This is a genomic window from Neobacillus massiliamazoniensis, assembly GCF_001048695.1.
GTDB lineage: Bacteria > Bacillota > Bacilli > Bacillales > Cytobacillaceae > Neobacillus > Neobacillus massiliamazoniensis.
This window is the reverse complement of record NZ_CVRB01000004.1, coordinates 361,932-384,234: the sequence shown is the minus strand read 5'-3', so window position 1 is coordinate 384,234 and position 22,303 is coordinate 361,932. Positions and strand designations below refer to the sequence as shown.

The following is a 22,303-nucleotide window of genomic DNA, read 5'->3' as shown; positions in this document are numbered from 1 at the left end:
TAGTTAAACTATGCATAAAATATACGACTATATTTTGAGTGCTTTACGATTGGTCAGACCCTTTTAGGACATCCTCTTTTTTTTTTTGGCGTAATACATTTGAAATAACCATATTTCTACTGTTATGATAGGGTTATAGATATGAAGGAGTGATTTTATGAGCATGGATTTTAATTTATTCATGAATGATATTGTGAAGCAAGCGCGTCAAGAAATCGTTTCAGCTGGATATAAAGAGCTTAAATCATCTGACGAAGTAGGAGAGGCTCTTACTCAAAAAGGTACCACTTTAGTGATGATTAATTCTGTTTGCGGCTGTGCAGGCGGAATCGCTCGTCCTGCAGCTGCATATGCAGTCCATTATGATAAGCGTCCGGATCATCTTGTTACTGTTTTTGCCGGGCAGGATAAAGAAGCGACCGAAAAAGCAAGAAGCTATTTCACAGGCTTTCCGCCTTCCTCCCCTTCCTTTGCTCTATTAAAAGACGGAAAGATTTGTTCGATGGTTGAAAGACATCAAATTGAAGGTTACGATCCAGCGACGGTCGTAGCGAAGCTGCAACAAGAATTTGATAAATTTTGTGAGGAAATATAATTTTAAAAAGGTCCATCTCCCAGAATGAGGAGGTGGACCTTTTTATTATGGAATGCCTGTGTTAAAGGTCAAAGTTGATTTTTGAAACTATGTTGATTGGAGCGGAAGGCGCTCGACTCCTCGAAAATGCTATCGCATTTCCTTCGTGCGTGGGCGGATTCAAGGATGTAATTCAGTGTCCTGCGGGATTACGGGGCAGGGGAGACCCCACAGGCGCTTAAGCGCCGAGGAGGCTCCCCGGAACGCCCGCGGATGCTCGCTTCTTGAGCGCAAATCGACAGGCAAGTTTAACACAGCCTATGGAATTTATTACATTGAAGAACGATAATGAATTTTTAAAAATATATTTGCATAATTATAAGTATGTGTTAAAATACATAAAAGTGAATAATTATTAATAATTAATCTCATATTCTTGAAAATTATTGTTTGTAATAAGTAATATTAATTTTCAGAAAATTATAGGGGGAAAATATAATGAAAAAGGGAATATTATTATTTTTGACGATGATCTTGATCACTGGACTTCTTTCTGCCTGCGGAACAAGTAATGCAAAAAATGCTGCCAATAAAAAAGTTTTAGTGATGGCAACTTCTGCTGATTACCCGCCGTTTGAATATGTAGATACTGCTAAAAGCGATAAAATTATTGGATTTGATGTGGATTTAGCCAATGCATTAGGTGAAAAACTCGGATACAAGATTAATGTGAAAGATATGGATTTTAGCGGTTTAATTCAATCGCTTAAAACTGGACAAGCTGACCTTGTGTTAGCAGGAATGACTCCGACTTCTGACCGTAAGAAAAACGTTGATTTTAGTGATGTTTACTATACTGCCCAGCACATGATTATAACTAAAAAGGATAGCAACATTAATAAACTTGAGGATTTAAAAGGGAAGACCGTCGGTGTTCAGCTTGGTTCGATTCAAGAGGACAAAGCCAAGGAAATAAATAAAACGATTCCTATTAACATTGAAGACCGGAATCGAATTCCAGATTTAATTGAAGAGCTAAAAACAGGCCGCTTTGATGCCATTATCATCGAAAACACCGTAGCGAAAGGCTACTTCGATAAAGAGAAAGATTTAAAAGGCTTTACGATCAGTGATAACCCGGAAGAAGCCGGTTCAGCGATTGCCTTCCCGAAAAATAGTCCGTTAACAGCGAAATTTAACAAAGCGTTAGAGGAAATGAAGAAAGATGGAGAAATGGAAAAGTTGGTTGTGAAATGGTTTGGCGGAAAGCAATAAAACACGAAAGAAATGAAAGACGTTCAGACAGTTGTTTAAACTGAACGTCTTTCAAATTTTAATAGAAAGGAAGGTTAAATGATGAATTTAGACTTTAAGCAAATCATTCCCTCCATACCGTATATTTTACAAGGAATTTCTGTAACCTTAGAAATTGTCCTGCTCGCAGGATTATTAGGATTTATTTTAGGTATTATATTATCCTTACTAAAAATCAGTTCCATTAACATTCTTAATTGGTTAGCTGATGCATATACTTCGATTTTTCGAGGAACTCCCTTAGTTTTGCAGTTGATGCTTATTTATTACGGTTCTCCGCAGATAACCGGATATCAGATTCAACCATATACCGCCGCTGTTTTATCATTTGCTTTAAATTCTGGAGCATATGTATCGGAAATTATTCGGGCGGGTATTCTTGCCGTTGATAAAGGGCAGAGGGAAGCCGCAATGGCATTAGGTGTTCCTTACAGGAAAATGATGTGGGATATTATTCTCCCACAAGCACTTAAAAATATTTTACCAGCATTAATGAATGAATTTATTTCGCTTACAAAAGAATCCGCAATCGTCACAACCATCGGGGTAATGGACATTATGCGCCGCTCTTATCAGGTCGGGGCCAAGTATTATTCCTTTTTTGAACCGTTACTCGTTGCCGGTCTCATTTATTATTTAATGGTGATGATTTTAACCCTACTTGGAAAAGCACTTGAAAGGAGGATGAGACAGGGTGATTAAGGTAGAAAATCTATATAAGAATTTTGGCAAGCTTGAAGTGTTAAAGGGAATTTCCACTACCATCAAGGAAGGGGAAGTGGTCGCAATCATAGGACCATCAGGTTCTGGAAAATCTACCTTTCTGCGCTGCATGAATCTTCTTGAAACACCTACAAGTGGAGGGATTTTTATTGGGGGCCAGGATGTTACCGATAAGAAGACCAATATCATGAAGGTTCGTCAAAACGTTGGAATGGTGTTTCAGCATTTTCACTTGTTTCCGCATAAAACGGTTTTACAAAATCTCACTTACTCTCCAATTAAAGTTAAAGGACTATCAAAAGATGAAGCCGAGAAAAAAGCCTTTGAACTTTTGGAAAAAGTCGGCTTATCGGAAAAAGCAGAGGAGTACCCTGCAAGACTTTCCGGTGGACAAAAACAACGGGTTGCGATTGCTAGGGCATTAGCAATGGAGCCAGACGTTATGCTCTTTGATGAACCAACCTCTGCACTAGATCCTGAAATGGTTAAAGAGGTTTTAGAGGTAATGAAGACACTTGCCCACACCGGGATGACTATGGCTATAGTTACCCATGAAATGGGCTTTGCACGTGAAGTAGCGGATCGGGTTCTATTCTTAGATGGAGGAGTTCTCGTAGAGGACGCTAAGCCAAACGAATTTTTCACCAACCCAAAAAGTAAGAGGGCACAGGAGTTTTTGGAAAAAATGCTGTAAAAGCCGAATGAAAATAGAAATGGCTAGCATATTAAGAAAAAAAACGAAGCGCCTTTTCCAATGACGATAAAATTTTTTTGATCTCTTCATAAAAGTCTTTTGAGCTTTTGCCAGCGATTAAATAATGTAAAGGGAATGTTCTGATTTGAACATTCCCTTTATATATTAGAATTTATTTCATTGGACTTTGAGAATTGTCCAGCTTCAGGCGCACAGCGAAAGTCGCAAAACGGGCACCTTCCGCATTTCTTTTTTATCGAAGAAATTGTCCAATACCAATTAGGAGGGTTGAGGTAAGCATAGCCAACAACATTAAAAAGACGATGATTTTTTGATTTTTCTTTTTAGACATAATGGATACCTCCCTTATTTTCAATCGCTTTATTCATATTTTACATGGAAAAGCCCAAATGAACAATGGAAGTACTCCTCAATATGGGAAGGAATTATGAACTTTTTCACGAATAAGAATATTGTCGAATGATTTTAATAATTAGAACAGAGGGGAAAAAAATGATTAAAAAAGTCGACCACATTGGTATTGCAGTTCGTTCGCTTGAAGCCGCACTTCCTTTTTATGTAGAAGTTTTAAATCTTCCGTTATTAGGAATTGAAGAAGTGGAGAGCGAAAAGTTGAAAGTAGCTTTTTTGCAGGCAGGCGAAACGAAAATCGAACTACTGGAACCTACATCGGTAGAATCAACGATTGCCAAATTCATAGAAAAAAGAGGCGAAGGTCTTCACCATGTCGCACTAGGTGTGGATTCCATTGAGGAAAGAATAAAGGAAATGAAAGAAAAAGGAATAAGGATGATTCAAGACGTGCCAAAAATTGGCGCTGGCGGAGCACTTGTTGCCTTTATGCATCCGAAATCAGCCTCTGGAGTATTATACGAGCTATGTGAAAAGAAAGGGATGAAGGGGTAACATGATGGACATTTATGAAAAAATAAACGAGTTATATGATAAACGAAGAGAAGTGGAGCTTGGTGGTGGTGACGCACGAATCGACAAGCAGCATGAAAAAGGAAAATTAACTGCACGAGAGCGGATTGAGCTATTAGTAGATAAAGGGACGTTCATTGAATTAAATCCATTCATTGAGCACCGCACCAATGATTTTGGGCTAGATGAACAAAAAGGACCAGGGGATGGGGTCGTTACTGGTTATGGAAAAGTGAATGGCCGCCCAATTTACTTGTTTTCTCAGGACTTCACGGTTTTTGGTGGTGCCCTCGGGGAAATGCATGCGAAAAAAATTGCCAATGTCATGGATTTAGCCGCAAAAAACGGGGCTCCTTTTGTTGGTCTTAATGACTCTGGTGGTGCGCGAATTCAAGAAGGAGTCGTTTCACTTGATGGTTACGGCCACATTTTTTATCGCAATGCCATCTATTCTGGGGTGATTCCGCAAATCTCAGTTATAATGGGTCCTTGTGCCGGCGGAGCAGTTTATTCACCTGCCATTACAGATTTTGTTTTCATGGTTGAAAAAACGAGCCAGATGTTTATTACCGGACCAAAAGTTATCGAAACGGTAACAGGTGAAAAAATTTCCGCAGAAGACCTAGGTGGAGCAAAAGTGCATAATACGATCAGCGGCAATGCTCATTTTCAAGCAGAGACAGAGGAAGAAGCATTAATACAAGTCCGAAAGCTATTAGGCTATCTCCCGCAAAATAATGAAGAAAAGCCCCAGAAAGCAATGGTTACAGAAGAAGATGATTATCGCCCAGAATTAACTGAAGCGATACCGTTTGATGCGGTAAGACCATATGATGTCCGCTTAGTGATAGATCAGGTGGTTGATAAAGAATCCTTTATGGAAATCCATAAAGATTTTGCGAAAAATATCGTGGTTGGATTTGCACGAATGAAAGGCGAATCCGTAGGCCTTGTTTGCAACCAGCCTAAGGTCATGGCTGGGGGCTTGGATATTGATTCCTCGGATAAAGCGGCCCGTTTTATTCGCTTATGTGATTCCTTCAATATCCCGATCATTACGTTTGAAGATGTTACTGGCTTCTTTCCAGGTGTGAAGCAGGAGCTGGGGGGAATTATTCGTCATGGGGCCAAGATTTTATACGCATATTCAGAAGCGACCGTCCCTAAGCTGACGATTATTTTACGAAAAGCCTATGGAGGCGCCTATGTTGCTCTTAACAGTAAATCGATTGGGGCTGATCTTGTCTTTGCCTGGCCTAATGCGGAAATCGCTGTAATGGGGCCACAGGGAGCGGCCAATATTATTTTTGCCAAGGAGATTCAAAACAGCGAAAATCCTGAAGCGGTGAGGCAGCAGAAAATTGAAGAATACCGTGAAAAATTTGCCAACCCGTATGTGGCCGCGAGCAGAGGAATGGTCGATGATGTGATTGACCCGAGGGAAACAAGAATCAAAATTATTCAATCTTTGGAAATGCTAAGAAATAAAAAAGAGTCACGGCCCTTTAAAAAACATGGGAATATACCACTTTAATGCAAGTAGTACTCTTTCATTTGATGACAAGAAGGGGAAAGAGTATACTAAAAAAGTGATTACATAAAACGGAGGGTTTGACAGATGATCAATCAAGAACGTCTTTTGAAGGAGTTTTTAGAGTTAGTCCAAATTGACTCTGAAACAAAATTTGAGACAGAAATTGCAAAAGTATTAAAGAAAAAGTTTACTGATTTAGGTTTGGACGTTTATGAAGATGATACAACTGCCAAAACTGGCCATGGTGCAGGGAATTTAGTTTGTACGCTTCCTGCAACTAAAGAAGGAGTAGACCCAATTTATTTTACTTCCCATATGGACACAGTGGTCCCTGCAAAAGGAGTTAAACCGTCCATTAAAGATGGCTATGTTGTAACGGATGGAACTACGATTTTAGGTGCAGATGATAAAACAGGCTTATCTGTTATGCTTGAAACGATTCGTGTATTAAAAGAACAAAACATAGAGCATGGAATGATTCAATTTGTTATCACTGTTGGCGAGGAATCCGGCCTTGTCGGTGCAAAAGCACTTGATCCATCTTTAATGAAAGCGAAATATGGATATGCACTTGATAGTGATGGCTTAGTTGGAAATATTGTGGTTGCTGCTCCAACACAAGCAAAAGTAAGAACAGTGATTTACGGAAAAACAGCTCATGCAGGTGTTGCCCCTGAAAAAGGCGTATCTGCCATTACGATTGCCGCAAAAGCAATTGCCAAAATGCCATTAGGAAGAATTGACCACGAAACGACTGCGAATATCGGCCGTTTTGAAGGTGGTTCAGCAACTAATATCGTTTGCGATCTTGTTAATATTTTGGCTGAAGCACGTTCACTCATTCCAGAAAAAATGCAAGCCCAGACTCAAAAAATGAAAGAAGCATTTGAATCAGTAGCTGCAGAAATGGGCGGCAGAGCAGAAGTTGAAGTAGAAGTGATGTATCCTGGCTTTAAGTTTGGCGAAGGTGACCAGGTGGTCGAAGTTGCCCGTAAAGCGGCTGCTAAAATTGGCCGTAGCTGTGAACTCCAGCATAGTGGTGGCGGTAGTGATGCCAATGTCATTGCGGGATTTGGTATTCCAACTGTAAACCTAGCAGTTGGATATGAAGAAATCCATACCACAAACGAGCGCATGTCAATTGAAGAATTATACAAGCTGGCGGAAATGACACTTGCCATTATTGAAGAAGTAACAAATCAATAAGGTCGTTCAAAAGGGAGAACCGAGTATTAAAGGTTCTCTTCTTTTTTCTTATTTATCATAGCGAAATTTAATTTGTATCAAAGTGATTTTTTGTTAAAATTTAGTTAGAAATGTTCTTAGGGATGTGCCGACATGAAGGAAATGTACCCGAAAAACGGAAGAGTCATTTTACATGTTGATATGAATAGTTTTTATGCCTCAGTTGAAATGGCTTATGATCCCTCACTTAAAGGGAAGCCTCTTGCGATTGCTGGAAATGTGGAGGAGAGAAGAGGGATTATTGTCACCTGCAGCTATGAAGCGCGAAAGTTTGGTGTAAAAACGACGATGCCGCTTTGGGAAGCGAAAAAGCTTTGTCCGCAGTTAATTGTAAAACCACCTAATTTCGAGCGCTACCGGAATGCATCGATCGGCATGTTTGACATCCTCAGGCAGTATACAGAGCTTGTTGAACCGGTGTCAATTGATGAGGGCTATATGGATATTACGGAAAGCTTTGAGCTTGGCAGTCCGATTGAAATTGCGGAACGTATCCAAAAAAGAATTCATAAACAGCTTGATTTGCCATGCAGCATTGGCGTTGCCCCAAACAAATTTTTAGCTAAAATGGCTTCGGATATGAAAAAACCAATGGGTATTACGATTCTCAGAAAGCGGGATATTCCCAAAGTGCTTTGGCCTTTAAATACAGGTGAAATGCATGGAATTGGTAAAAAGACCGCTGAAAAATTGAAGACACTAGGGATAGAGACTATTGGTGACTTGGCAAAAGCGAATGAGATTCAATTAAAAACTCTTCTTGGAATTAATGGTATTCGCATGAAAGAACGAGCAAATGGCATTGATGCAAGACCTGTAGACCCGGAATCGGTTGCTGAATTTAAAAGTATAGGTAATTCCACAACCCTGCCGCGAGACATAAGTAATCAACAAGAACTTTTTCATATCTTAGAATCATTGGCCGAAAAAGTATCTGTTCGACTTAAGAGAAAAAACGTCCTTGCCACAACATTAGGCATCACGATTCGCTACAAGGACCGTAGGACGATTACAAGGAGTAGAAAACTCGCAAATCCTATTAATCATAAAGACGATCTGGCAGAGCTATCTAAGCAGCTTTTTCTCAAAAATTGGAATGGTGATGCGGTACGCTTGTTAGGTATTACAGGCCAAGATTTAGTCGATCATAACGAAGCGTATAGACAGCTTGATTTATTTTCGTATCAAAAAGATGCAAAAAAAGAACCATTGTTCCAAACCCTTTCAAACTTGCGTGAAAAGTTCGGAAAAACCATTATCGAAAGTGCAGGAACGCATAATATTGATCCCAATCACAGAATCGGGACGGAAACAAGCTTTAACAAAGATTTCCTCCGTTCCTTTCCAAAAAACGAAGAAGAAGATTAAAAGCTCCACTTTGTTAGTGAACAAAGCGGAGCTTTTTTAAAGCAATTCGTGCACGTAGGAGGCTTATACGTGTATGAAACCTTGATGCTTATAGCGAATCTGTGCACGTAGGAGCGTTATAAGCGCACGAAACACAGATAATTATAGCGAACCGTGCACGTAGGAGCGTTATACGTGAACAAAACCCAGATGCTTATACCATTTCGTTTACGTAGAAGTCTTTTACGTGAACAAAAACCCAATTCTCAAAGCCCGAATCCCCTCATTATTCAAGAAAACGGTCGTTGATAAGCACTCTCAAAGACCGAAAGCCCACTTTTCATAAGAAAACGGTCGTTGATGAGCGCTCTCAAAGCCCGAAAACCCACTTTTCCCAAGGAAACGGTCGTTGATGAGCGCTCTCAAAGCCCGAAAACATACTTTTCATAAGAAAACGGTCGTTGATGAACGCTCTCAAAGCCCGAAATCCCACTTTTCCCAAGAAAACGGTCGTTGATGAGCGCTCTCAAAGCCCGAAAACATACTTTTCATAAGAAACCGGTCGTTGATGAACGAACTCAAAGCTCAAAAACACACATTCCCCAAGAAACCGGTCGTTGATATACGATCACAAAGCCTGAAAACCCCAAGATTGAGAAATACTATCATCTTGGGGTTTGAATAAGCATATTAACTTCCGCAGGTGTAGAGCCTCCAACCACTATACGATTAAATGAATCTGATTCATTTCCCGCAAAATCTAGGGAAATCACGTAATACCTACCATCAGGCTGGAGTCACTACTGTTACATGCTAGCCTTTGTACTTACTTACAGATATCAACCTCTAAATCCGTTACAGGCCACCAGAAAAAGCCGTCTTTTTCTAATAGTTCATCAGCCGCATTTGGTCCCATTGTACCTGATTGATAATTTGGGAAGCTTGCTTGCTCCTTTTGCCAAAACTTAGAGATTTTATCTACAAAGCTCCATGAATATGCTACTTCATCCCAGTGGGTAAAATTCGTTGCATCACCATTCATACAATCGAATAAAAGTTTTTCATATCCTTCCGGTGTGTTCATAGCATGAACACCTGTATTTGCAAAGCTTAATTTAACCTCTTGTGCATCAAGATGTCCGCCAGCTTTCTTGGCATTGAGATGCAGCGTGATTCCTTCCTCTGGTTGAATATGAATGACAAGCAGGTTTGGATTGAGCATCTTTTCAGTTTGATAATATAAATTCATTGGAATATCTTTAAATTGAATGACAATTTTTGTTGATTTCTCTGTCATTCTTTTTCCGGTACGAATGTAAAAAGGTACTCCTGCCCAACGGAAATTGTCAATCATTACCTTTCCGGCAACGAATGTTTCGGTAGTTGATTGTTTATCAACCATTGGTTCATTTCGATAAGCTTGGACTTGTTCATCCTCAATCGTTCCTTCGCCATATTGACCACGAACAAAATAATCCTTTACTTCTTCTCCTTCAACCGCTCTTAGTGAGCGAAATACTCTTACTTTTTCAGAGCGAATTTCGTTGGTTGATAACTTTATCGGTGGTTCCATTGCCAGCAATGCCACCATTTGCATCATGTGGTTTTGGACCATGTCCCGTAAGGCACCACTTGTTTCGTAATAACGTCCTCGTTCCTCAACACCAAGGATTTCACTAGATGTAATTTGAATATTGGAGATATAACGATTATTCCAAAGCGGTTCAAAAATGGCATTGGCAAAACGGATGACTTCAATGTTCCGTACCATTTCTTTTCCTAAATAATGATCAATCCGATAAATTTCTTCTTCGGAAAACGCCGTTCTAATTTGTTTATTTAATTCTTTAGCAGACTCCAAGTCATGTCCGAATGGTTTTTCAATGACTAGACGTTTATATCCACTGACATCCGTTAACCCGTCGGATTTCAAATGAAGGGCAATGGTACCGAAAAATTCTGGGGCCATCGCAAGATAAAAGATACGGTTGCCATCCAAGCTATAATGATAGTCAATTTGCTCAGCGAATTTTTTCAATGAAATATAAGAGTTTGAATCGGTTACATCATGTGATTGATAGTAAAAATGCGAGATAAATTCTTCTATATTCTTATCTCTTCCTAAAGCAGCTACAACGGAGTCTTTTACAGACTGCTGAAATTCATCGTTTGACAATGGTCTTCTTGCTACCCCAATAACGGCGAACTTGTTTGTTAGTCTGCCTCGTTCGAATAATCGATAAAGGGAGGGAAACAACTTCCGTTTTGCTAAATCACCAGTTGCCCCAAAAATCATGATTAAGGAATTCATATTTTGTTCCACTTTTAAAGTCCTCTTTTCTAGTAGCTTGTTTGATTTTTATTAAGATTACTCACAATTAATAACTGTATTGGTTTTCTTTAGATTTCGCAAATATAATGCAACACATGTATGCAAAAAGAGGAAAGATGGCAATGAGCACATACGATGTGTTTGTGCTATAGTATGAATATCTATGTATGGAACGGGGAGTTTTTTATGGATATTGTTTTCTTAGGAACAGGAGCAGGCATACCTGCGAAACAAAGGAATGTCACCTCAATTGCGCTAAAATTGTTGGAGGAACGAGGGGCTATTTGGCTATTTGATGCAGGAGAGGCCACCCAGCATCAAATTTTATATACGTCAATCAAGCCACGGCGGATCGAAAAAATTTTTATTACCCATCTTCATGGGGATCATATCTATGGACTGCCGGGTTTGTTATCGAGCCGCTCATTTCAAGGAGGGGAATCCGAGGTAACGGTTTACGGGCCGAAAGGATTGAAAGAGTATATTCATATTAGTTTATCGGTTAGCCAAACCTATTTAAAATATCCTCTGAAAATCGTGGAAATTGAAGAGGGTGTTGTTTTTGAGGATGACCAGTTTATTGTCGAAGCAAGGCTTTTAGAGCATGGTGTTGTTTCTTATGGATATCGGATTGTCGAAAAGGACAAACCGGGGACATTGTTGGCAGATAAATTAATGAATTTAGGTATTCAGCCAGGACCGCTTTATAAAAAAATAAAAAATGGTGAAGCCGTTACCCTTGAGGACGGAAGAACAATTGAACCGTCCGAATTTCTTGGTCCGGCCCAAAAGGGGAGGATTGTCACCATCTTAGGTGATACGCGTTATTGTAATAACGCGATTTCACTTGCAAAAAATGCGGATTTATTGATTCATGAAGCAACCTTTTCAAAAGGAGAGGAAAGGCTTGCCTATGACTATTTTCATTCGACTACACAGCAGGCCGCTGAAATTGCTAATCTAGCTGGTTGTCAGCAACTTTGGCTGACCCATATAAGCTCTAGATACGACCGAAATACGTGGTTGGAATTAGTAGCAGAAGCGAAGGAGCTTTTTCCTAATTCCGATATTGCTGAGGACTTTAAAGAAATACACCTTCCAGCCAAATGAAAAAAGCACTTCCTCTTAATAAAGAGGGAGTGCTTTTCTTGTTGGATAAGAAAGTAAAATTGACTTCGAGAATTGTCCAGCTCCATAAGAGTAAGCTTCGAAAGCGATACATCGCACGCCGATAAACGAGAGTTTTTCGACGGAACGCCTAGCCCCTCTCTGGTCTAATACAATTAATTTTTTCATATTAATTAAGTCTTGCTCCTGTGGCAAAGCATAATCGGAGAAGTTTATTGTTCACCTCGTCGCATGCCTGCAAAGATGACTATTCAGTGATGTCGGCATCCTGCCGGCTTGTCTTATGCTTGTCGGGGCTGAGCAAGGCGCTTACGCTTTTCTTGGTTAATTCCAGCCGCGCTCATACTGTTTTGGGGCTTCAATGTTAACTCCGAGCTCCTTAGAAGCGGTGCGTGGCCAGTATGGGTCACGCAGTAATTCACGGGCTAAAAATACTAAATCAGCTCGCTCGTTTTGGATGATTTCTTCAGCTTGAATAGGAGAAGTGATCAGACCGACAGCACCTGTTGCAATTCCAGTTGTATTCTTAATGGCTTCTGAAAATTTCACCTGGTAACCTGGATAGGTATGAATGTTTGCAGGCACAACCGCACCTGAACTTACATCGATTAAGTCTACGCCTTGCTCCTTCATCCAATTAGCGAATGGTATGTAATCTTCTGGTGTTAATCCATGTTCATTATAATCATTGGCAGAAACTCTTACAAATAGCGGGCCATCCCAAACTGTTTTGACAGCATCAATCACTTCTCGTAAGATACGGTAGCGATTTTCTGCCGTTCCACCATATTCATCTGTTCTCTTATTGGTTAACGGTGAAAGAAATTCATTGATGAGATACCCATGTGCACCGTGAATTTCAATTACATCAAAGCCGGCTTTTACTGCCCGTTCAGCTCCTTTTTTAAAGGCTTCCACCGTTTCTGCTATTTCCGTTTTCGTCATTTCCTTTGGCGTTTTCATTTGTTCATTGAAGGCAATGGCAGATGGCGCGAGTATTTCCCCTTCTAATACCGCTTTTCTACCAGCATGAGCAAGTTGAATACCTATTTTTGCTCCATGCTCCTTTACAAGTCCGGCGAGCTCTCCAAAGCCTTCAATGTGTTCATCGCTCCATATTCCTAAGTCTTGCGGAGAAATTCTTCCTTGCGGGGTGACAGCCGTTGCTTCAACAATAATAAGACCAACTTGTCCTACTGCTCGACTTGTATAATGTGTCCTGTGCCAGTTCTGGACATGACCGTCCTCATTATAACTGGAATACATGCACATCGGTGACATGACAATCCGATTTTTAAACGTGATCCCTTTAATTGTATAGGGAGAAAACAATTTTGCTGGCATTGAGAATTCCTCCATTTCAATTATCTAATCAATCTATAGTATAGCAAATACCAGCGTTTTTTTGAAAAATTCAGTATTTGTCTTACTTCACATTTAGTATTCTGGACTGACTTTCTGCAAGTTAAGGCTGGAGATTAGTCCTCCATTTTGTTAATTTTTGAAAGTCGGTCCAATCCAATTTGGACTGCTAAGCAATCATCTAAATAACCGAACGGAAAAACGTAATCAGGAATTATATCCGTTGATAAAATAAAATATAAAAGTACACTTCCTAGGATTGCGCGCTTTTCTATTGGATTATTTTCTTCACAAAAGCTTTTGTACATTTCATTTAATTCATTAATAAAAGGTCCTGCTCCTCTGACTTGCTCCACCTTCGTTTCAAACTCCTCAAGTATCTTCTGTTCCCCTTCTTTTGTGAGAGCAAATTGTTCATATTTAGCTAATTCCTGATGAATTTTTTCCAAATTAAATTGATGATCCAAAAAATTGGAAGACACAAGAATTTCTTGAATCGTATCGATTGAATCAAGAATATCAGATGGAGTGTTTTTTTCGTTTAGTTCAAGATCGTACCCTGCAGCCTGAAATAGTATTGCTACTGGAACACCCAAATGATCGGCAAACAACTGCAAATGAGAGGGTTTTGCCTGTTGTTTATTGTTCACTATTCGGGAAATCGTTGCTGTATCAATACCTGTTATCGTACTAAGTTTTCGCATTGATAGCGAACGATTTTTTAACAATGTTTTTATCATTATACCAAGGTTTTGCTCTCCGCTTTTTTTATTGGGCATCACTTTTCTCTCCTTTAGGGATATTCATAACATATTGATTTTTTCTCAACAGTTTACAAATAGACGTGCACTGTCGGTTGATTTTGTCAATACAATGTAAAAAAATAAAGGAGTGTTTACATTGAATTGGCTAATTATTTTGGCTTTTGCCTTTTCATCAAGTATAGATAATTTAGGAGTAGGAATTTCTTATGGTATTCGAAAGATACAAATTCGATTAGGTCCCAATATTTTGATTTCGGTTATTTGTTTTCTTATGAGTTTTGGAGGTATTACTTTTGGACTTTGGCTATCAAAGATTCTTCCCGGTATGCTTCCTATGATCTTCGGAGCGGTCTTACTATTTGTTATCGGGCTTCGAATTATTTTATTGGCCACTCCTCGTAAAAAAGGGACTTCAACCGTAGTGAATAAGGAACAAGGTAAGCAGTCCAAAAGTATTAAAGGTATTTTGAGTAATCCTGAGGTAGCTGATGTCGATAAATCTGGGGAAATTGGTTGGGGGGAAGCAGTGATTCTTGGAATTGCATTGTCAGCGAATGCACTTACTAATGGACTTGGTGCAGGTTTACTTGGTTTATCACCAGTTGCCATTTCTTTAACGGCTGCCCTTGGTAGTTTCATCAGTGTATGGGCAGGTGTGAAGTTGGGAAGTAGATTAGCCGATGTTCGGATTGGTTCATTTACTGTTGGTCAATTTGGAACGATATTGAGTGGAGTAATTATTTTAGTGATCGCTTTTGCAGCATTTTTTTAGTGTAGAAGTAAATTAATGTTTCTATATATTACGACAAAAAGTAGAGCAGTATGTTAAAAGGAGATAATAATCATTTTTCTTTTCGACTTTTTAAGAAAATCAATCTGAGTATAATTAGTCTGTTGCTGTCGGGGAAATTATATAAAGGTTATTTGTTCATTAACTGGGATAATGAACAAATAACCTTTTTCACTTTATTTTGGGATATCCTATTCTTTTTCTCTGAGTTCATTTAATCGGTATGTCGTGCCTCTCCAGACAATTCCTCCCCGCTTAAAGGTGAGAAGGCTGGCCCGGATAATCGAGTAGATAAACAATAACGCGGTAATTGGAAAAACAAGAAACAAAGCAGGAGAAAATAGAGTCATTCTTTTGATGATCAGCACATAAAGAATTCCACTTGCTAAAATATTTCCAAAGCTGAGCAGGGCAATCGTTTTGTTTGTTGAAAAAACAGTAATAAAGGGAAGAACATGAGTGCTAAAGACTCCAAAAATCGCGAAAAACACCATACTGATTCGGTAATTTAATCCCGCAAATGTATTTTTTTCGAGGCCGACAAAAGCTTCTTTTAAGCTTTTGTACCATTCCACCTTAATCAGTTTTAGTGCGGTAACAATCCTTTGATTGTAGCCTTCTTTTTTCAATTTCATTCCTAGCTGCAGATCATCATCCGGCCGCATTTTTATTCTTTCATGTGTCCCAAATCTCTCATAAGCCTCTTTGGAGACAAGGTTAAAGGCACCAACCCCGGTCCCAATTTTTGACTTCGGATTATTCGCCATCCATGGTCGCTTAAAATAGGAAAATCCAAACAGGAAAAAGGCGACAAAAGTTTTTAACCAAAATCCTTCAGCATTCAGGTTAGGAGCTGCGGTTAAATGGTCGAGCTGATTTCTTTCAAAATAATGCAGAGCTTTGGCGAAAGCTTCATTTTCATAGTGAATATCTGCATCTGTAAACAGCAGCCATTTGCCCGTAGCGGTCTTTGCTCCTGTATATAAGGCGTGGTTTTTCCCGAGCCAGCCCTCAGGCAGGTCATGTATGTTGATCACTTTTATGCGTGAGTCTTCTTTAGAGAGTTCATCCATAATTTTTCCGGTATCATCGGTTGAGCGATCATTGACAAGAATCCATTCAACCTGTTTGTAAGTTTGTTTTAGCTGACTTAGGATACTTTCTTTGATTTGTTTTTCTTCATTTCTGGCAGCTACAATTACTGATAGTAATGGCCCGTTCTGTAGATTTTCTTCTATTTCAAGTGAATCTAAGTGGCGTAATCCCATTAAGGCATCAACAAGAAAAACAATCCAAACAAGTATACCTAATGAAAATAAAATCGTTAACATATGCTGCTGCACTTCCCAGTCTTTTTCACCAGTTTAAAGGAACGATGGAAAAAAACCAATTTTATTAGCTTCTTTTTACTTCAAGCTGTTTACATAATGCTTTGCCCATTTTTTCGGATTGGGCAGTAGCCGCTTTAATGCAGGAAATAAAGGCTTCTTGAACACCACTCTCTTCAAGAACTCGAATTCCTGCTTCAGTGGTTCCGCCAGGGCTCGTAACATCTTTTCGCAACTGGGTAGATGTTTTGGTTGATTTTTTAACCATCTCTGCAGCACCGATTAACGTTTGCACAATTAATTCTTTTGCTGTTTGTTTTTCCAGTCCAATCTCCTCCGCGCTTTTTTCCATCGCTTCGATGAGATAATAGATATAGGCAGGGCCGCTTCCAGACAGTCCTGTCACGGCGTCAAGATGCTCTTCCTTCACAAATTTTGCTAATCCAACGGTTTCAAAAATCCTTTTGGTTTTCTCAATTTGCTCTTGTGAAACGCGGGCGTTAGCGGCAATGGCGGTTGCTGACTTTCCCACAGTTGCTGATGTGTTTGGCATAGATCTGACGATGGCAAGGGGTTTTTCTGCAATCGCCTCAATTGTACCCATTGAAACTCCTGCAAGAACAGAAATGATCAGCATTTGTTCTGTCAAATATTCACGGATATATTGAATAGCAGACGCAGCATCCTTTGGCTTCATTGCCAGCATGACAAGATCTGCTCCTGCGAAAAGGGCTTTCAAGTCATAGGTTGTCTCGACTCCATAGGTTCCTCTTAGATAGGACAGTCTTTCTTCATTTGAGTGGTTTGTCACCCATATATTTTTTCGATCCATTAAACCATTTTCAAGAATTCCGGAAATGAATGCTTCTGCCATTGAACCTGCACCAATAATAGCTATTTTGTTCATCTTAATTCCTCCTTTTTGGTTTTTAAACATTTTTTTGGCCACAAGTCAGGGGATATGCGCGAATTTACAAATTTATGCGCGAATCATAAAAAACAAAAAGACCCTTCATCCATAAAGGACGAAAGGTCTTAGCTTCCGCGGTACCACCTTCATTTACCCCGGCTAAAAAAATGGCCTGGGTTCACTCGACTCCGTTATCGCCGGAAATACGTTAGGTTTTCCTAAATGCTCATAAGGTAGGTTCAATGATTAAGAGGGCGGTGAAGCCTTTCAGCCGGTTCGAGCTTCACTCTCTTTCGCCATTTTTCATTTACTGGCCTTAGTCATAGCGTTTCGATACAAATTTTTAATAGTGATTATGCAAGATAAACCGGTTGCTGTCAAGAGGTAAATTCACGTAATTTTTCATTTTTTCTAAAAATTATGCAAAAATAATGACATTTTCCTATAAAATAGCTACACTAATTTCTGTATACTAATTTAATCAGCTTTATTATATTTATTAAATATATAACAATAATGTTAGGGGCTGTGAAAATGACAAACTGGCAAGACGGAGTTGCGAAGATCATACTGCCGACTTCTTATGCAGTTGGTAATGTAAATGTTTATTTGCTCAGAGGAGAACGATTAACACTTGTAGATACGGGGATGAAAACGGAAGAATCGTGGAACGCATTAAATGCCCAAATGGCCGATTTACATTTGACACCTGCAGATATTGAGCAAGTCATTCTGACCCATCATCATCCAGATCATTCCGCTATGCTCGACTTTTTTCCGGAAACAATAGAAGTATATGGACATCCACTGAATCAACGCTGGATTTATCCTACGGAAACATTCTTTCAGGAACAAGAGCAATTCTTTGGTGCGTTGTTTCGTGAGTTTGGGCTACCAGAGGAATATTTGCCGATCCTTTCTAAATATCGAAAATCCCAGAAGTATTTATGCAACCGCCCACTGACAGGGCATTTAGTCGAAGGAATGAGACCGCCGGGGCTTAACGAATGGCAGGTCATTGAAACACCCGGTCATGCTCAAAGTCAAATCGCTCTTTTTCGAGAAAAAGACGGAGTTTTAATTGGCGGGGATGTCGTTTTAGCTCATATTTCCCCAAATCCATTACTTGAGCCCCCAGTACCAGGGGAAAAGGAAAGACCAAAGCCATTGCTACAGCATAATGAATCAATGAAGAAACTTTTATCTTACCCCATATCATTTGTATACACAGGTCATGGTGAAGAGGTTTATGAGTTAGAGAAGCTGGTTGAAAAGAGACTTACACGCCAGCACGAGCGGGCGATGACAGTTTGTAATTGGTTAAAAGAAGAGCAGCTGACCGTTTTTGAAATATGCAAGCGTCTATTTCCGTCTGTTTATAAGCGCGAATTGATGCTGACTATTTCTGAGACTGTCGGACAACTTGACTATTTAGCCTCAATAGGAGAGATTATTAGTAACGATGTTCAGCCTGCTCTTTTTAAAGCAGTGAACTAAGCTCTTATGAGGTGATGATATGGGGAGAGAGCGACTAAAAGATAAAAATATTGTGATAACCGGTGCATCCGGGGGAATCGGTGCGGAAATTGCTAAGCTTTGTGCCGAGAGCGGTGCGAATCTTGTATTACTAGCAAGAAGCATCGATAAGCTTGAACTCCTGCAAAAAGATTTACAGCAAAAGTACCAAGTGAATGTGTCCGTTTTTCAACTGGACGTTTCTAATACAGATCAAGTACAGGAAGTGTTCAAGCAGATTTTCGCGGCAATTGGTCAAATTGATATTCTGGTCAATAATGCCGGGTTTGGCGTTTTCCGTGAAGCCCATGCGGCAACCATTGATGAAATCAAAGGGATGTTTAATGTGAATGTGGTCGGGTTAATGGCCTGTACGAGCATGGTGCTGCCGAAAATGCGCGAAAGACGCTTTGGGCATATTATCAATATTGCTTCACAGGCAGGAAAGATTGCCACGCCAAAATCCAGTGTCTATTCTGCCAGCAAACACGCTGTTCTTGGCTACACCAATGCGTTAAGAATGGAAGCAGTCGACTATCATATACAAGTTACGTCGGTAAATCCCGGTCCGATTGCAACCAATTTCTTTAACATTGCCGACGAAAAAGGCACCTACGTAAAAAGCGTTCAAAAATTTATGCTTAAGCCCGAATATGTTGCTGAGAAGGTTGTTGACAGCATGCTTACCAAAACGCGTGAAATCAATTTGCCGCGTTGGATGAATATGGGGAGCGTTGTTTATGTTCTTTTTCCACGGCTGTTTGAGCGGATTGGTAAACGAGTTTTAAATAAAAAATAAATTTATCCCGCATTAACGGGCAGTAAAATCCCCACCTCAAGATTGAGAGAGAAGCGAAGAAGATAGATGGGGGATAACTGCCTAATCTAGCTGCAGGTGTTAGGGGCTCGAGTCATAAGGTGAGGTCATGTTGAGGCAAAATGCGCCTCACCATGACTTCACTTTATGCTGGTCACCCCTGAGCAAACGCCTTTCGCTTTTTGTAGTAAAAGCCCGATTGGTGAGATACAGTGAAACTTGCCGCTGCGTTCTTCAGCGGCCTAGTTGAACCAATCGGGTTCGTACTATCTCTTTATAAAGGCGTTAGCCTTGATATTAGAGATAGTAGAACGGGACTAACCATCAGTGGGGGATGAAAGACACCTCCACTGATGGAAGTTTCACTTTATAACTAAGCCTCATTTAGAGGCTTTTATTTTTGTTAAATATGAATTATTGTAGTAAAAATTTTCTGAATATGGTAAACTACTAATAATCTGTTTGAAAGAAAGGAACTTGTGACCTGTATGCCAACATCTACTCTGTAATGGAAAACAATTGGATCGCTTCTCATGTTAAAAAACTTATTAGTTTTTGATCACGGGAGAAGTCTGTCTACAACCCATTACAGAAGGAATACAGCGAACTGCAGCCTGTTAGTTGTTTAACATTGCGTTCAAAGTTCTCCTGATTAGGGGAACTTTTTTTGTTATGCGCACTGCAAGATTTTCAAATAGATGTTGTATTCCTCGAATAAACATTTCGAGGTGGAAAACGATGAAAAAGCAAACATATTCATTAGTTTTACGTCAAAAACGTGAAGCTGATAATTTAGTAAAGCACTGTAAAATGTGCGGAAAGGTAACCGTTTTTACAGATACAACTATCCGGAGACATAATGCCAATGGTAAAAACATTTATCAGTTTGCAATTTATAAGTGTCCCAAAAACCATTCCTGGAACAATAAATTAGATATATATAAGTCTTTTTCTGAACATGTTAATCCAAAAACACTTATTCCAACAGAATTTGAAACCATAACTGAGACGGAGAAAATCACTCTACATGGAATAGAAGAACAACAAGTCATTGAATTTAAGGTAACAGTTGTTGATGGCAGCTTTCGTCTTGATCAGGCACTTGCAAGTCATTTACATGGCTTAAGCCGGACGGAAATTGCTCAAAAAATTAATAACGGGTCAATTTTATTAAACAATTGTTTATCGAAACCAAGCCAAAAGCTGTATATTCATGACATTATCTTAATAAAGGTAAAATAATGAATGATTTAGGTTAGGTAGTTTGTACTTTACAGGCTCGAAAATATTTATGTTTTTTTCCTAACTTAGATGTCTTTGGCTTATCCTCAATCTTGATTTGCGAAAAACTAGTCTATATTTACGAATCCAATTTTTATATTTCTAGCACATATTGCAGAAACAAATCCTGGTCAGTTTCAATTTGGGAGTAGGTATCGAATATTCATACCATCGCTAATTATAGGACCAATATATTAGTGAATATTTAGAGCGACATGCCTTCATTGTTGCTCTATTTTTTTTGAGGAGGAAATATAAGGATAAAGACCAAAATCACCAAAAAGAACGATATAACCAAAACATTGTCAGATAATTTTAAAAATTTTATACTGAGTTCGGGATGGAAGTAAGCGTTTTCTTTTGAAGGTCTTACAAATTTGCGAAGCAAATAAAAGGGGAGAGTTGAATGAAGATCAGATTTAAGAGTATGACAACACAAGTAATCATTGGGATTATTGTAGGTATTATCTTTGGTGCGGTGTTCCCAAAAACAGGCGCAGACTTAAAAGTTCTTTCGGATATATTCGTAAAAATGATCAAAATGGTCATTTCACCAATCATCTTTTTAACGATTGTCGTAGGAATCGCGGGTATGGGAGATATGAAGAAGGTTGGCCGGATTGGCGGTAAAGCGATCCTTTATTTTGAAATCGTTTCCACTATTTCTTTGGCAATTGGTATTCTGTTTGCGACCATTTTTAAACCAGGAGCAGGGGTGAATGCTCATAGTGCAACTGGCAATATTACACAATTCACCAAGCAAGCGGCAGAAGGAAACCACGGTGTGATGAATTTTATTTTAGGAATTATTCCTGATAACTTTTTTGGTGCTTTAGCTAGTGGACAGCTGCTTCCGGTTCTTTTCTTAGCAGTACTGTTTGGAATCGCCCTATCGGGTCTTGGCGAGAAAGGAAAGCCAATTCTTGAGTTATTTGAGAAATTTTCTGATACGTTCTTCCGCATTGTAAATATTATTATGTACTACTCGCCTATTGCTGCTTTTGGTGCAATGGCTTATACGATCGGTCAATTTGGGATTGGTTCCCTTCTTTCTTTGGGCAAATTGTTCGGCTTAACGGTATTGGCAATGGTTGTATTCATCGTTGTCGTCCTTGGTTCGATTGCAAAATATTGTCGTTTTAACATCTTTAAATTTATCTCTTATATTAAAGATGAGATTTTCCTAGTTCTTGGTACATCCTCTTCCGAATCGGCTCTTCCTAAAATGGTTGAGAAGCTTGAAAACTATGGCTGTTCCAAGTCAGTTGTGGGGCTGGTTATTCCAACTGGTTACTCCTTTAACCTTGACGGAACCTCCATTTATCTTTCCATGGCTGCCCTATTTATCGCTCAGGCCTTTGGAGTCGATTTAAGCATTGGGCAAGAAGCCACTCTTCTCGGTGTCTTGATGCTTACCTCCAAAGGAGCTGCTGGTGTAACTGGTTCAGGATTTGTTACCTTAGCAGCAACATTAGCAGCTTTCCCAAGTGTGCCTGTTGAAGGGATTGCGTTACTTCTAGGTGTTGACCGGTTTATGTCTACTGCTCGGGCGCTAACAAACCTTATAGGAAATGGTGTTGCAACCGTTGTTGTTTCTAAAATGGAAAATGAGTTTGATGAGGAGGTTAATATCAAGCAATTTAATAAAGTATCGGCTTAACCACCGTTTAAGTGAATAGAGTAATATTAGAAATAGCCAC

At 39.4% G+C, this 22,303-nt stretch carries 20 protein-coding genes; 14 read left to right on the top strand and 6 right to left on the bottom strand.

The features are described from left to right. The first annotated feature begins 157 nt into the window (after positions 1 to 157). From BN1082_RS19750 to BN1082_RS19735, 4 genes are all read left to right on the top strand, one after another. Positions 158 to 595 carry a BrxA/BrxB family bacilliredoxin gene (locus BN1082_RS19750; protein WP_090637337.1) on the top strand — a complete coding sequence of 146 codons (438 nt, stop codon included), beginning with the start codon at positions 158 to 160 and terminating at the stop codon, positions 593 to 595. A 477-nt stretch (positions 596 to 1,072) separates the two neighbouring features. Continuing rightward, positions 1,073 to 1,849, top strand: coding sequence for a transporter substrate-binding domain-containing protein (locus BN1082_RS19745; protein WP_090637335.1), 777 nt, complete (start codon positions 1,073 to 1,075; stop codon positions 1,847 to 1,849). Positions 1,850 to 1,930: 81 nt separating this feature from the next. Then, positions 1,931 to 2,590 carry an amino acid ABC transporter permease gene (locus BN1082_RS19740; protein WP_090637333.1) on the top strand — a complete coding sequence of 220 codons (660 nt, stop codon included), beginning with the start codon at positions 1,931 to 1,933 and terminating at the stop codon, positions 2,588 to 2,590. Beyond that, positions 2,583 to 3,305, top strand: coding sequence for an amino acid ABC transporter ATP-binding protein (locus BN1082_RS19735; protein ID WP_090637331.1), 723 nt, complete (start codon positions 2,583 to 2,585; stop codon positions 3,303 to 3,305). Before BN1082_RS19740 ends, BN1082_RS19735 begins: the two co-directional genes overlap by 8 nt. 253 nt (positions 3,306 to 3,558) lie before the next feature. Here the strand turns inward: BN1082_RS19735 and prli42 are convergent, their stop codons facing one another. Continuing rightward, positions 3,559 to 3,657 (bottom strand): stressosome-associated protein Prli42, encoded by a 99-nt coding sequence (prli42, locus tag BN1082_RS27755; RefSeq protein ID WP_176699879.1) that lies wholly within the window; start codon positions 3,655 to 3,657, stop codon positions 3,559 to 3,561. A gap of 161 nt (positions 3,658 to 3,818) precedes the next feature. On the opposite strand from prli42, the gene mce reads away from it, so the two are divergent. From mce to BN1082_RS19715, 4 genes are all read left to right on the top strand, one after another. Continuing rightward, positions 3,819 to 4,232, top strand: a complete 414-nt coding sequence (mce, locus tag BN1082_RS19730; RefSeq protein ID WP_090637328.1) for a methylmalonyl-CoA epimerase — start codon at positions 3,819 to 3,821, stop codon at positions 4,230 to 4,232. 1 nt (position 4,233) lies between these two features. After that, positions 4,234 to 5,784: an acyl-CoA carboxylase subunit beta gene (locus tag BN1082_RS19725; protein WP_176699878.1), complete on the top strand. Its 1,551-nt coding sequence runs from the start codon at positions 4,234 to 4,236 to the stop codon at positions 5,782 to 5,784. Positions 5,785 to 5,868: 84 nt separating this feature from the next. Continuing rightward, positions 5,869 to 6,990, top strand: coding sequence for a M20/M25/M40 family metallo-hydrolase (locus tag BN1082_RS19720; RefSeq protein ID WP_090637324.1), 1,122 nt, complete (start codon positions 5,869 to 5,871; stop codon positions 6,988 to 6,990). A gap of 132 nt (positions 6,991 to 7,122) precedes the next feature. Further along, positions 7,123 to 8,397, top strand: coding sequence for a DNA polymerase IV (locus BN1082_RS19715; RefSeq protein ID WP_090637321.1), 1,275 nt, complete (start codon positions 7,123 to 7,125; stop codon positions 8,395 to 8,397). A gap of 805 nt (positions 8,398 to 9,202) precedes the next feature. On the opposite strand, the gene zwf is transcribed toward BN1082_RS19715, so the two are convergent. Next, positions 9,203 to 10,672 carry a glucose-6-phosphate dehydrogenase gene (zwf, locus tag BN1082_RS19710; protein WP_218055174.1) on the bottom strand — a complete coding sequence of 490 codons (1,470 nt, stop codon included), beginning with the start codon at positions 10,670 to 10,672 and terminating at the stop codon, positions 9,203 to 9,205. Positions 10,673 to 10,894: 222 nt separating this feature from the next. Between zwf and rnz the strand changes: the two genes are divergently transcribed. After that, entirely contained in the window at positions 10,895 to 11,818 is a 924-nt protein-coding gene (rnz, locus tag BN1082_RS19705; RefSeq protein ID WP_090637319.1) for a ribonuclease Z, read from the top strand. A gap of 342 nt (positions 11,819 to 12,160) precedes the next feature. On the opposite strand, the gene namA is transcribed toward rnz, so the two are convergent. After that, complete coding sequence (gene namA / locus BN1082_RS19700) at positions 12,161 to 13,180, bottom strand: NADPH dehydrogenase NamA (RefSeq protein ID WP_090637317.1); 1,020 nt, start codon at positions 13,178 to 13,180, stop codon at positions 12,161 to 12,163. A 134-nt stretch (positions 13,181 to 13,314) separates the two neighbouring features. Next, positions 13,315 to 13,977 carry a DUF1232 domain-containing protein gene (locus tag BN1082_RS19695; protein ID WP_090637315.1) on the bottom strand — a complete coding sequence of 221 codons (663 nt, stop codon included), beginning with the start codon at positions 13,975 to 13,977 and terminating at the stop codon, positions 13,315 to 13,317. 121 nt (positions 13,978 to 14,098) lie between these two features. On the opposite strand from BN1082_RS19695, the gene ytaF reads away from it, so the two are divergent. Further along, the gene (ytaF, locus tag BN1082_RS19690; protein ID WP_090637313.1) at positions 14,099 to 14,734 is read left to right on the top strand and encodes a sporulation membrane protein YtaF; all 636 of its coding nucleotides are present in this window, start codon (positions 14,099 to 14,101) and stop codon (positions 14,732 to 14,734) included. A 209-nt stretch (positions 14,735 to 14,943) separates the two neighbouring features. On the opposite strand, the gene BN1082_RS19685 is transcribed toward ytaF, so the two are convergent. Both BN1082_RS19685 and proC read right to left on the bottom strand, forming a co-directional pair. Next, positions 14,944 to 16,083: a glycosyltransferase family 2 protein gene (locus tag BN1082_RS19685; RefSeq protein ID WP_090637311.1), complete on the bottom strand. Its 1,140-nt coding sequence runs from the start codon at positions 16,081 to 16,083 to the stop codon at positions 14,944 to 14,946. A 64-nt stretch (positions 16,084 to 16,147) separates the two neighbouring features. Then, the gene (proC, locus tag BN1082_RS19680) at positions 16,148 to 16,987 is read right to left on the bottom strand and encodes a pyrroline-5-carboxylate reductase (protein ID WP_090637309.1); all 840 of its coding nucleotides are present in this window, start codon (positions 16,985 to 16,987) and stop codon (positions 16,148 to 16,150) included. Positions 16,988 to 17,524: 537 nt separating this feature from the next. On the opposite strand from proC, the gene BN1082_RS19675 reads away from it, so the two are divergent. From BN1082_RS19675 to dctA, 4 genes are all read left to right on the top strand, one after another. Next, complete coding sequence (locus BN1082_RS19675; protein ID WP_090637307.1) at positions 17,525 to 18,487, top strand: MBL fold metallo-hydrolase; 963 nt, start codon at positions 17,525 to 17,527, stop codon at positions 18,485 to 18,487. 19 nt (positions 18,488 to 18,506) lie between these two features. Further along, entirely contained in the window at positions 18,507 to 19,304 is a 798-nt protein-coding gene (locus tag BN1082_RS19670; RefSeq protein WP_090637305.1) for an SDR family NAD(P)-dependent oxidoreductase, read from the top strand. A 756-nt stretch (positions 19,305 to 20,060) separates the two neighbouring features. Beyond that, the gene (locus tag BN1082_RS19665; protein ID WP_176699877.1) at positions 20,061 to 20,564 is read left to right on the top strand and encodes a DUF1062 domain-containing protein; all 504 of its coding nucleotides are present in this window, start codon (positions 20,061 to 20,063) and stop codon (positions 20,562 to 20,564) included. 445 nt (positions 20,565 to 21,009) lie between these two features. Beyond that, positions 21,010 to 22,263, top strand: coding sequence for a C4-dicarboxylate transporter DctA (dctA, locus tag BN1082_RS19660; protein WP_090637303.1), 1,254 nt, complete (start codon positions 21,010 to 21,012; stop codon positions 22,261 to 22,263). Positions 22,264 to 22,303: the final 40 nt, after the last annotated feature.